The sequence below is a fragment of the Daejeonella sp. genome (assembly GCF_044348475.1).
Taxonomy (GTDB): domain Bacteria; phylum Bacteroidota; class Bacteroidia; order Sphingobacteriales; family Sphingobacteriaceae; genus Daejeonella.
The window spans coordinates 1-10,341 of sequence record NZ_JBIKSU010000069.1 but is presented as its reverse complement, the minus strand read 5'-3'; the positions used below and the strand labels follow the sequence as shown (position 1 = coordinate 10,341).

Sequence of the window (10,341 nt, the reverse complement as noted above, 5' to 3'; positions counted from 1 at the left end):
CCATTATCATCAGAAGCAAAAGCATAAGAGGTAGAACCTTCAAGTTTAATATTAACTCCTGAAAGGCTGGCCTTCGTAATTTGATTAAAAACCTTTCCCCCTAAATTTTGAGCAAAAACAGGAAGCGTTATCGCAATTAAAAAAATAGTGAAAAAGTGTTTTTGCATTCCTGATTTAACTTGGTCGTGCTCGAGTGTTTTACCTTTAATCTTTTTTAAGGATTGATTTAGTCGTCATTCTTCTTTTGTTCGAGTTTCACAAATGCGCTTCTACGCGGCGCAGGCATAATGGAATCTTCGCCTTTAACAGATTTCCAAACAACCTCATTCAGGTCTAGGTCAGGTGCTGCATCCTCTTTTGCAAAATTCCATTCTTGAGAACGTTGAGCGCTTTTGTTCCAGGCAACATTACGTTGTTCTAGATCTACATTTGCTGCCCTAACCCGGTAAGGCTTAAAGTCTGGCTTAGTGGTAAAGCAGTCAGAAAATGGCACAGCAGCTGCATCATACTGGCTCATAGGTGGAAGCCCCAAGATTAACTCTATTGTTCGAAGCATACCCGAGGTAGAATACATTGAACTATTTACGGAATTACGTTTGATATATGGACTAATCACGAATGCTGGTGAACGGTGAGCATCAACATGATCAGGACCATTTTGAGCATCATCCTCTAGTACGAAAATAGCTGATTCCTTCCAAATACTGCTATTGGAAATATGTTCCACCAGTAGGCCTAGAGCCAAATCATTATCAGCAACCTGAGCGGTTGGAGTTAGTTTACCAATACGCTGCCCACTGGTATGATCATTTCCAAGCCTGATCGTATTAAACTGAGCTACCGCATTCATTGCCAATAAAGAATCGAAATCTGATTTGAAAGCAGTAATTCTGTCAATATCTTTTATATCCAAATTGTAGCTGGGATAGTTTGTTGCTGTATGTCCTACAAGTGATTTAGTTGTTGGACCATCTTTTGTAACGAATGCTCCATAGCTACGGTAAGAAATACCTGCCCTTTTTGCATAATCCCAAATATATCCATCACGTGGGTAAGCAATTTGACGACTGCCTTCATAATCATACGTTCCACCTCTGCTACCATAACTGGTAGGCCAGGTTTTCTCGGTATAATCTGTAGCATAGGCTGCCATACTCCAATTATGCCCGTCGGCACTCACTTCTGAATCTACATAAAAGTTGTCAAGAAGTACAAATTCTTTGGCAAGTGCATGATGGTTTGGCGTTACCTTTTCAGGGAAGAGACATAAGTTAGGATCGCCATTACCTTCTTTAATATCTCCAAATACCTGATCATACGTGCGATTCTCTTTAATTACATAGAATACATATTTAATAGGCGATTTCCCTCCCTGAACATTTGGAACTGGATTATTTGCTAGGCCTTTTGAAATTACTTCGGTTTGCTTGTTATAAGGTGTATTTGCATAAACCTGCTTCGAATACATTTTCAATTGCTGATCAGTAGGTTGATCAATGATAGATAAGGTACCCTTAAATAAACCACCAATGTACTGAACCTCTTTTTGAGCACTTATGCCTACATGCACACCGCTATCGTCTGTCTTTTTAAAAGGCTGAGGACCATCAGGATTTGCCATAGAGGTAAACCCTTTCCCATTAGAAACAAAGATTTTTTTACCGGCTACTCGCACATTAGTTGGATACCAACCTGTAGGAATAAAGCCCTTTGAACTACTTTTTCCAGGATTTGATACATTAAATACCGCCAAACAGTTATTATCTGCATTGGCTACATACAAGGTTTTTTCATCCTCAGATAATGCAAGCCCGTTGGTAGTTGACCCTGAAAGCCTCGTTGGATAGAGCGCCGTTGAGATAACTTCAATAACTTTTCTGGCTTTGGCATCAATTACAGATACTGAATTATCACTCGCATTGGCCACAAACAAGTATTTACCCGTTCTATTTTGAATGATTTCATTTGGATGGTTTTCTGTCAATATTTCAGAAGTTATTTTTTGAGCCTTTATATCATAAATGGCTAGTTTATCTGCTCCCCATAAAGAGATGTACAGCTTAGTTTTATCTGGTGAAAGCAGACAATCATAGGCCTCTGAACCCAGATTGACTTTATTCACTAATTTATTTGTACTTAAATCAAAAATATAGAGCGAATTATTTTCCTTGGTAACTGCATATAAACGTTTTCCTGCATCATCAACTTCAATTCCTGTCGGGCCAATTTTCTCAATTGGCCATGCTTTTCCAAGTACAATTGTATCAGCTTTTCCAAGCATTTTTTTGATGATCGGATAAATCAATATGATATTATCATTTGCACCAGAAGCATAGAGTTTTTTCTCATCGGCACTAAATTTTAAACCATACCAAGCCTTTTTAATAGGTTGGTCATGCAATATCTTCTCAGACTGTGGGTCAATTAACTGAATACTCTGCTTGCTTTGTCCATTATTGGTTACTGCCATTAATTTTTGTGAAGCAGAGATCTGAATATTCAGAGGCAAATCGCCCAAGGGCAGTGACCTACCTGCCGGACTTAATGACCATCCATTAGGTAATAAAACTTTACCTGATTTTGAGCTACCTGGTATGGTTTGAGCCACACTATCTGTTGCAAGTAGCAAAGGCAATACGAATAGAGTAATTACTCTTAAAAGTGAATGGATTTTGAAAAGTTGCATGGTTTAAATATTTATGGTAAGACGCTAATTAAAGGGAATAAATATCAATAATTTAATACAAATAAAGGCTTTCTGTATTAATAAGATATTAGGATAATATCAAATAAAATACAAAAGACCGAAGCATTAGCTCCGGTCTTGTAAATTTAAATAATGCTGAATAAATAGTATAACCGATTCCAATTAACTATCCCATGTCATGATCTTACCTCTATCTTCGGGCTTTAGACATTCGTCTAATGTTTTCTGATCATATTCAAGCCCGTATTGTTTTAATACATTATCTGGAACACCATTCCATTCATTAGGCTGGTTACCTTTATAAGCCATATCAGAAATTCCTTCTTTACTGGTAAAGAAACCCGTTGCAGTCAAATTACGCATGGTATTAAAAAAGCTTACTCCAGATAAATTTTCGGGAGCAGCCTTCTCTGGAAATGCAATGAGTTCAACCAATTCAATTTGCTGATCTTTTCCAGCTTCAGCGAACGATTTTTTAAAGAGTTTAAGTGATTTAACATCAAGCCATTTTAATCCACCTCTCATTGGAAGCTGATACTTTGGCTGATCTTTGACAATAAACTCGATGAATTCAGGCACTTTAGCATCGCTTGCACTTCCAGAATGTTCATCCTTTGGAATAATGATATCCGCCAAAATGGTGATTGTACTAAGTTCTGCTGCGCTAAAGAAAGTTTCAGACATTAATTTCTCATCGATCAGCTTCTCTTCAGCTGTACGACCATAAACTCCAGTCTTGCCATTTCCAGCAGCGCTTTTAGAATCCTTTTTATCACATGAAGTTGCTAAAATAGTACCAACACTGACTGTACCAACAGCCAATGCTTTGAGTGAGTCTCTTCTATTCATCTGATTAAATATTTTGCTTTTTTAATTGATCAACGATATATTCTGAAGCACGCATAGATAAGGCTAAGATAGTCCAAGTAGGATTTTTATCTGCCTGCGAAACAAATGCACCACCATCTACCACGAATAGATTTCTTACATCATGTGCCTGATTATACTTGTTTAGCACCGAAGTATTACGGTCATTACCCATGCGGGTAGTTCCCACTTCATGAATAATCCTACCTGGTGCTTCAAGTCCGTATTTGCGGTCTTCGCCTGGTTTTTCGCCATTTGCAATACCTCCCATAGAATGAATAAGTTCTTCAAAAGTATCCTGCATGTGTTTTGCTTGCTTTACTTCCTGATCAGTCCAGTTGTAATTAAATTTCAATACTGGAATTCCATATTTATCAACCACACCAGGATCTATTTCGCAATAGTTTTCAATTCTTGGAATACTTTCACCTCTACCGGCAAAACCAACTGTTGAACCATAGTATCTACGGTAATCATCTTTTAAAGACGCACCATATCCACCTGCAGCCTTCATTTTACCATCTTTTCCCGGATATTTTCCGTTAGTATTTTCCATCCCGAATCCAAAACCATACGATGGCATACCTAAGCCGCCCCAAAATTCGATATGATAGCCACGAGCAAAATCAAGCTTTTTATTATCAAGCCACCAAGGAATATATAAATGCAATCCACCAACACCATCTTCATTATATCGTTCTCTATCCATAAGTTGTGGGATAAACGCACCCCTTGATGCACCTGTAGAGTCATGAAGATATTTTCCAACCATTCCGCTTGAATTTGCTAATCCATTTGGATGGGCAGAAGATTTAGAGTTAAGAAGTAAACGAGCAGATTCACAGGCACTTGCAGCCAAAACAACCACCTTTGCATTGACCTGATATTCCTGCATATCCGTCTTATCTACGTAAGAAACACCAGTTGCTTTACCTTCTTTATCCGTTAAAACCTCACGTGCCATAGCGTTTACATACACATCGGCATTTCCCGTTTTTCTGGCTGGTTTAACCAGACAAGTAGAAGATGAAAAATCGGCATGCACTGTACAACCACGACTACATTGATTACAAAAAAAGCAGGAGCCACGATCTTTATTAATGGGTCTTGTTAAAATTGACAATCTAGCCGGAATAACAGGAATACCAATGTTATTAGCCGCTTTTTTAATCATTAACTCATGTAACCTTGGCTTTGGAGGAGGTAAAAAGTAACCATCCGGTTCATTATATATCCCTTCCTTAGTACCAAAAACCCCAATCATTTTATCAACGCGATCATAATATGGTTTGACATCGTCATAGCCAATTGGCCAATTATCTCCTAATCCGTCAAAGTCTCTGCGCTTAAAATCTTTAGGCCCAAAACGAAGAGAAATTCTTCCCCAGTGATTCGTGCGCCCACCAAGCATTCTGGAACGGAACCAATCAAATTGAGTTCCATTATTTCGGGTATAGGGTTCACCTTCTATTTCCCATCCGCCATAAGCAGCATCAAAATCGCCAAAGGCACGATTTGTATTAGCACCCCTTCTAGGAGATTCGTAAGGCCATTTTAATTGAGTTTGTTGTTCCGGGTTAGCCGGATCATAATCAGGTCCTGCTTCTAACAATGCAACCTTTAATCCAGCTTCTGTAAGTATTTTTACCGCCATACCCCCGCCTGCACCTGAACCTACAATACACACGTCGTATAATTCGCCCTTGGTTTTAATTTCTATAGCCATCAGTTAAATAGTGTTATAACCTTTTACTTAAAAAGTTTTTTTTGAAAATAAACAATATTTATTTGCCCAAAGAAAATAAAATTACAGAACTAATTATTTTTGATCTAAATGTAATTAATCAAGAAAAGATCATCATGACCTGGTTCTTTTCAACTTTATCGCCAGGGTTTATTTTTACAGACTTGATCATCACATTGGCTGGAGCTTTTATAATATTTTCCATCTTCATTGCTTCAAGTACAAGCAAATTGCCTCCCTTTTGAACCTCTTGGCCTTCGGAAGCCAAAATTCTTAAAACCAAACCAGGCATAGGGGCCTTGATTTCAGAAATTTTTGCGGTAGTCAAATTATCCATTCCCAATTGATGCAAAAGTTCATCAAACTGATCAGTCATTTGCATGGAGTAGATGGTATTGCCCACTTTAACAGAACAGGTTTTTTGTTCCTTGTCAAAGTCTATGAGCTCGGCATTAAATGATTTATTATTATAAAGAACATGAAATGACCGGCTATTTATCTTTAAAATATCTCCATGAAAAGGAAGGCCATTGATTACTATTTGATTCAATTCTGAAGAGCGTTCAAAATTGAACTTGTTATTTACCTTTATCTTGAGCATGAATTACTGTGTTAAAGCGTATTGTATCAAATTTGAACCCATTTTTAAAGCTCTTTGCCTTGATTCTTCTGAATCGCCGGCATAAGTTCCTGAATCTTCCCAGCCATTCCCAAGATCACTTTCAAAAGTATAAAAACAAACAACTCTTCCTTGATAAATCAAAGCCATTCCTTGCGGACGTTTACCATCGTGTTCATGAATTTTAGGAAGACCAGATGGAAACTTAAATTTTTGATTATATAGTATATGGTTAGCAGGCAACTCTTGAAAATCAAGTTCAGGAAAAACCCGTTTCATTTGTGGTCTGATAAATTTATCCAAACCGTAGTTGTCATCAATATGCAAAAAGCCGCCACCCATTAAATACTTCCGCAAATTTGCTGCTTCCTGATCACTGAACACAATGTTACCATGCCCAGTTAAATACACAAATGGGTAATTAAAAATATCTGCGCTCCCAGCTTCAACAATGACCTCATCCTTTTCAAAGTTGGTGCCCAAATTCTTATTGCAAAAGCTGATCAAATTTGAAAGAGCAGTACGGTTGGCATACCAATCGCCACCGCCATTATATTTCAGTTTTGCCAGCTTATAAGAAGGAGCAATAAAAGCAAAAGATAGTACTCCCAAAAAAAAGACTATACATACTAAGCCAGAGCTCAATAAATTTCTCATCTGTTTAAAAAATTTAGTTCAAAACAAGCTTCTAGAGCTGCAGTTTCGGTTCTTAACCTAGAATTGCCAAGGCTTACAGGAACAAAATCGTTTTTTACAGCAGCTTCAAGCTCTTCATGAGTAAAATCACCTTCGGGTCCAATCACTATTAAATAATTTGAATTTAGAATAAGCTGGTCCTTAATGGTAGACTTAGCTTCATCCATACAATGAGCTATAAATTTTTGTGAATTGCTACTTTTAGCTATAAAATCGCTGTAACGAATGGCTTCATTAAGTACTGGATGGTAGGCCTTAATAGATTGTTTTATTGCAGAAGTAATTACTTTATTTAAACGTTCGGTTTTTATTTCCTTTCTTTCAGAACGGTCACAAATTATTGGAGTAATCTCATCGATACCAATCTCTGTAGCCTTTTCTAAAAACCATTCAACACGCTCAATATTTTTAGTTGGGGCAATTGCGATGTGTACATAATGGTTTCGCTTGCCAAAATTTTCAAGCTTACTCAGAATCTTAAGTTTTGTTCTTTTGGGATGAGGATCTTCTACAACTGCATCATAAAATCCTCCTTTGCCATCTACCAGATAAAGTAAGTTTCCAACATCAAGCCTTAGAACTTTTATACAGTGTTTACTTTCTTCTTCGCTAAGAATATAGGCATCTGAATGAATATCGGGTGTATAGAAAATATGCATTATCCGACCTCCTTTTTAGTGTAAATCTATGGCATCCTCACGATTAATTACCAATTCAAGTTTTACAGATTCAACGTTTTGGTCTGCTTTTTTAAGGATGGTAATAGTATATCCATTGAAATCACTTGTTTCTCCAACGTCGGGTATCTTTCCAAAAATTTCGCTAACAAGACCAGCAACTGTATCATAATCGCCATCTTCAGGAAGATCATGTGGAAGAAACTCATTTACATCATAAATTGAGGCAGTAGCATCAATAATAAATTCATTTTTTGACATTACTTCAACTATCGGCTTTTCTTCATCATATTCATCCTGAATTTCGCCTACCAACTCTTCCATAATATCTTCAAGAGTTACCATACCAGCCGTACCACCAAATTCATCAAGAACGATTGCAATTTGGATGCGTTTTAATTGAAGTTCACTTAGCAGATCATTGATCTTTTTGGTTTCAGGAATAAAGTATGGAATACGTATAATATCTTTAAGAATACACTCTTTATTTTCAGCCAATAAAGGAAGAATGTCTTTGGCATGAACAATTCCAACTATCTTATCAATAGTTTCATCATATACTGGAATTCGGGAATACCCTTCATGGATAATAATATCAAGGACTTCCTTATGAGATGTGTTTAATTCAATACCTGATATCTTAGTTCTAGGAACCATAATATTTTTTACGACGCGCTCATTAAAATCAAAAACATTTTTAATCAGCTCATGCTCATTGGTTTCTAAGGCACCGCTTTCTTTCCCTTGGTCAAGCAGATACTGTAGTTCTTCAGAACTGTGGTGAGCCTCATGACCACCAATTGTACTTATTCCAAGGAGTTTCAATATAAAATTAGCGAACCCATTAAGCAACCAAATAAAAGGCCTAAACAAGAGATAGAAAAAGTGAAGGGGCAAAGCTATACTCATAGTGGTACCTATTGGCCGTTGTATGGCTAGTGATTTAGGCGCCAATTCTCCAAAAACAATATGCAAAACTGTGATGATTGCGAATGCCAGTACATGTCCAATATTGGTAGCAACCGTCGACGACATATCCACTTGTATAAAATTGAAAAACCGGCTAACAATATCAGTCATCACGGCTTCACCTACCCAACCTAAACCAAGAGATGCTAAAGTTATCCCTAATTGGGTTGCAGCTAGATAGCCATCCAGATGCTGGGTCATGTGTTTTGCAATTTTCGCGACACGACTACCTGTTTTTGCCTTAATTTCGATCTGGGAAGCCCGTACCTTTACAAGAGCAAATTCTGCGGCAACAAAAAATCCATTAAGAAAAACAAGAAAGAAAGTAAAAAATAATGCGAGACCCATAATAATTATAAATTTACAAAAGTGGTCGTATACAATTCTAAACTTTCTCTAATTACTTTATAAGCATAGTTCTTGCCAAGCAAATGTTCAATACTCACATTTTTGCGTTCAAGTGCCTTATAATCTTGAAAAAATCTTACAATTTCTATCATAGTATGAGGGGGAAGTTCCTTCAAATCTTCAATATAGTTTACTGACATATCATTTTTAGCAACAGCAATAATTTTATCATCCTGCTCGCCATTATCTACCATATGCATAACTCCAATAACTTTTGCTTCAACAATAGACATTGGATAAACATCCACAGAACATAATACTAATATATCCAATGGATCTTTATCATCACAATAGGTTTGTGGGATAAAGCCATAGTTAGCAGGGTACATAACTGAAGAGAACAATACTCGGTCAAGCTTGATTAGGCCCGACTCTTTATCGATTTCATATTTAGCTTTTGATCCTTTAGGAATTTCTATAATAGCATTTACGATGGAAGGGATATCTTCGCCAGGAGAAACATTATGCCAGGGATGGTCTTTACTCATGTTTTTTTAAGGATTTGGCTCTTCATCATCGCTTCTGTCTCCTCCGATTTTCCTTTTTAAATACGTTATAATAAGCGGAATAGTTGTAATTAAAATAAAACCAACAATGATGTATAATAAGTAATCATTGATCTCTTTCTCAAAACTTCGTCCTAGAAAGAATCCTAGCAAAGTTAAAGATGTAATCCAAAGAAAAGCACCGGTAATATTATAAAATGCAAATTTATTAAAATCAAGCTTCACTATACCTGCAATAATGGGTGCAAAGGTACGCACAATAGGTATGAACCTCCCCATGATCAAAGCAAAAGCCCCCTGTTTCCGATAATAAACCTCTGCTGCTTTTAAGTATTTCTTTTTAAAGAAAAAAGTATCCTCTCTTTGGTACAAAACTGGCCCAGTTTTATTGCCAAACCAATAACCAACAAAATTTCCGATAACCGCAGCAGCAATTAAGCCTACAATTAAAATGAAGATAGATACATCCAATTTTCCTGTAGCAACAAACATGCCTGCAAGAAATAATAGATAATCTCCTGGAAGAAAAAATCCAAAAAATAATCCAGTCTCGGCAAAAATGACGAAAAGAAGAAGATAAAATCCTCCTTCCCTAAGTAGTTTTACCGGATCAATAAGATGTTGAAGATAATCCCAAATCTCGTGCATAATTCTATATGCGTAAAGCTACACTATTTATAGAATATTTTAGACTAGAAAAGGTTGGATATAAACCCTGGATACACACCAACTAGGATAGTAAGAAGTGCAGAAAATCCGAGTACAAAATTAAAGTAAGGCGAAGACTGTACCTCATTTCGTTCTGCAGATTTAAAATACATGGCTACAATAACCTTTAAATAATAGAAAATGCCTATTACTGCATTTACTACAGCAAGAACCACCATGATGATATGATACTCTGAAAGAGCAGTTGAAAACATCATAAACTTGCCGATAAATCCAGCTGTTAATGGTATCCCTGCCAAAGAAAGCATTGCAACTGTTAGGGTAAAGGCTATAAATGGATTCTTACGTGCCAATCCATTGAAGCTTTCAAAATTATCAGATCCGGTTTGGCGCTTAACAAGGATCAATACTGCAAATGCAATAATTGATGCAATAGAATAAGCACTTGCATAAACAAACACTGAGTTTCCAGAAAGTGG

At 36.8% G+C, this 10,341-nt stretch carries 10 protein-coding genes; all 10 read right to left on the bottom strand.

What is annotated here, in order from left to right:
* Positions 1-226 precede the first annotated feature (226 nt).
* Positions 227-2,686: a bifunctional YncE family protein/alkaline phosphatase family protein gene (locus ACIQZ6_RS10405; protein ID WP_395810816.1), complete on the bottom strand. Its 2,460-nt coding sequence runs from the start codon at positions 2,684-2,686 to the stop codon at positions 227-229.
* Positions 2,687-2,869: 183 nt separating this feature from the next.
* Complete coding sequence (locus ACIQZ6_RS10400) at positions 2,870-3,556, bottom strand: gluconate 2-dehydrogenase subunit 3 family protein (protein WP_395810814.1); 687 nt, start codon at positions 3,554-3,556, stop codon at positions 2,870-2,872.
* A gap of 4 nt (positions 3,557-3,560) precedes the next feature.
* Positions 3,561-5,300, bottom strand: coding sequence for a GMC family oxidoreductase (locus tag ACIQZ6_RS10395; RefSeq protein WP_395810812.1), 1,740 nt, complete (start codon positions 5,298-5,300; stop codon positions 3,561-3,563).
* A gap of 118 nt (positions 5,301-5,418) precedes the next feature.
* Entirely contained in the window at positions 5,419-5,919 is a 501-nt protein-coding gene (locus ACIQZ6_RS10390; RefSeq protein WP_395810810.1) for an acetyl-CoA carboxylase biotin carboxyl carrier protein subunit, read from the bottom strand.
* A gap of 3 nt (positions 5,920-5,922) precedes the next feature.
* Positions 5,923-6,594 carry a DUF4159 domain-containing protein gene (locus tag ACIQZ6_RS10385; RefSeq protein ID WP_395810808.1) on the bottom strand — a complete coding sequence of 224 codons (672 nt, stop codon included), beginning with the start codon at positions 6,592-6,594 and terminating at the stop codon, positions 5,923-5,925.
* The gene (locus tag ACIQZ6_RS10380; RefSeq protein ID WP_395810806.1) at positions 6,591-7,292 is read right to left on the bottom strand and encodes a 16S rRNA (uracil(1498)-N(3))-methyltransferase; all 702 of its coding nucleotides are present in this window, start codon (positions 7,290-7,292) and stop codon (positions 6,591-6,593) included. Before ACIQZ6_RS10380 ends, ACIQZ6_RS10385 begins: the two co-directional genes overlap by 4 nt.
* A gap of 15 nt (positions 7,293-7,307) precedes the next feature.
* Positions 7,308-8,627, bottom strand: a complete 1,320-nt coding sequence (locus ACIQZ6_RS10375; protein WP_395810804.1) for a hemolysin family protein — start codon at positions 8,625-8,627, stop codon at positions 7,308-7,310.
* Between the two features lie 5 nt (positions 8,628-8,632).
* Positions 8,633-9,175: an inorganic diphosphatase gene (locus ACIQZ6_RS10370; RefSeq protein WP_395810802.1), complete on the bottom strand. Its 543-nt coding sequence runs from the start codon at positions 9,173-9,175 to the stop codon at positions 8,633-8,635.
* A 6-nt stretch (positions 9,176-9,181) separates the two neighbouring features.
* On the bottom strand, positions 9,182-9,841 hold the full coding sequence (locus tag ACIQZ6_RS10365) for a DedA family protein (RefSeq protein WP_395810800.1): 660 nt from the start codon (positions 9,839-9,841) through the stop codon (positions 9,182-9,184).
* Between the two features lie 44 nt (positions 9,842-9,885).
* Positions 9,886-10,341, bottom strand: a 456-nt coding sequence (locus ACIQZ6_RS10360; protein WP_395810798.1) for a proton-conducting transporter membrane subunit, incomplete at its 5' end; no start/stop codon positions are given.

Bases quoted from the DNA above. Each gene is read 5' to 3' on its own strand.
- ACIQZ6_RS10380 (WP_395810806.1), bottom strand. From the start codon at position 7,292: ATGCATATTTTCTATACACCCGATATTCATTCAGATGCCTATATTCTT.
- ACIQZ6_RS10400 (WP_395810814.1), bottom strand. From the start codon at position 3,556: ATGAATAGAAGAGACTCACTCAAAGCATTGGCTGTTGGTACAGTCAGT.
- ACIQZ6_RS10395 (WP_395810812.1), bottom strand. From the start codon at position 5,300: ATGGCTATAGAAATTAAAACCAAGGGCGAATTATACGACGTGTGTATT.
- ACIQZ6_RS10405 (WP_395810816.1), bottom strand. From the start codon at position 2,686: ATGCAACTTTTCAAAATCCATTCACTTTTAAGAGTAATTACTCTATTC.
- ACIQZ6_RS10365 (WP_395810800.1), bottom strand. From the start codon at position 9,841: ATGCACGAGATTTGGGATTATCTTCAACATCTTATTGATCCGGTAAAA.
- ACIQZ6_RS10370 (WP_395810802.1), bottom strand. From the start codon at position 9,175: ATGAGTAAAGACCATCCCTGGCATAATGTTTCTCCTGGCGAAGATATC.
- ACIQZ6_RS10385 (WP_395810808.1), bottom strand. From the start codon at position 6,594: ATGAGAAATTTATTGAGCTCTGGCTTAGTATGTATAGTCTTTTTTTTG.
- ACIQZ6_RS10375 (WP_395810804.1), bottom strand. From the start codon at position 8,627: ATGGGTCTCGCATTATTTTTTACTTTCTTTCTTGTTTTTCTTAATGGA.
- ACIQZ6_RS10390 (WP_395810810.1), bottom strand. From the start codon at position 5,919: ATGCTCAAGATAAAGGTAAATAACAAGTTCAATTTTGAACGCTCTTCA.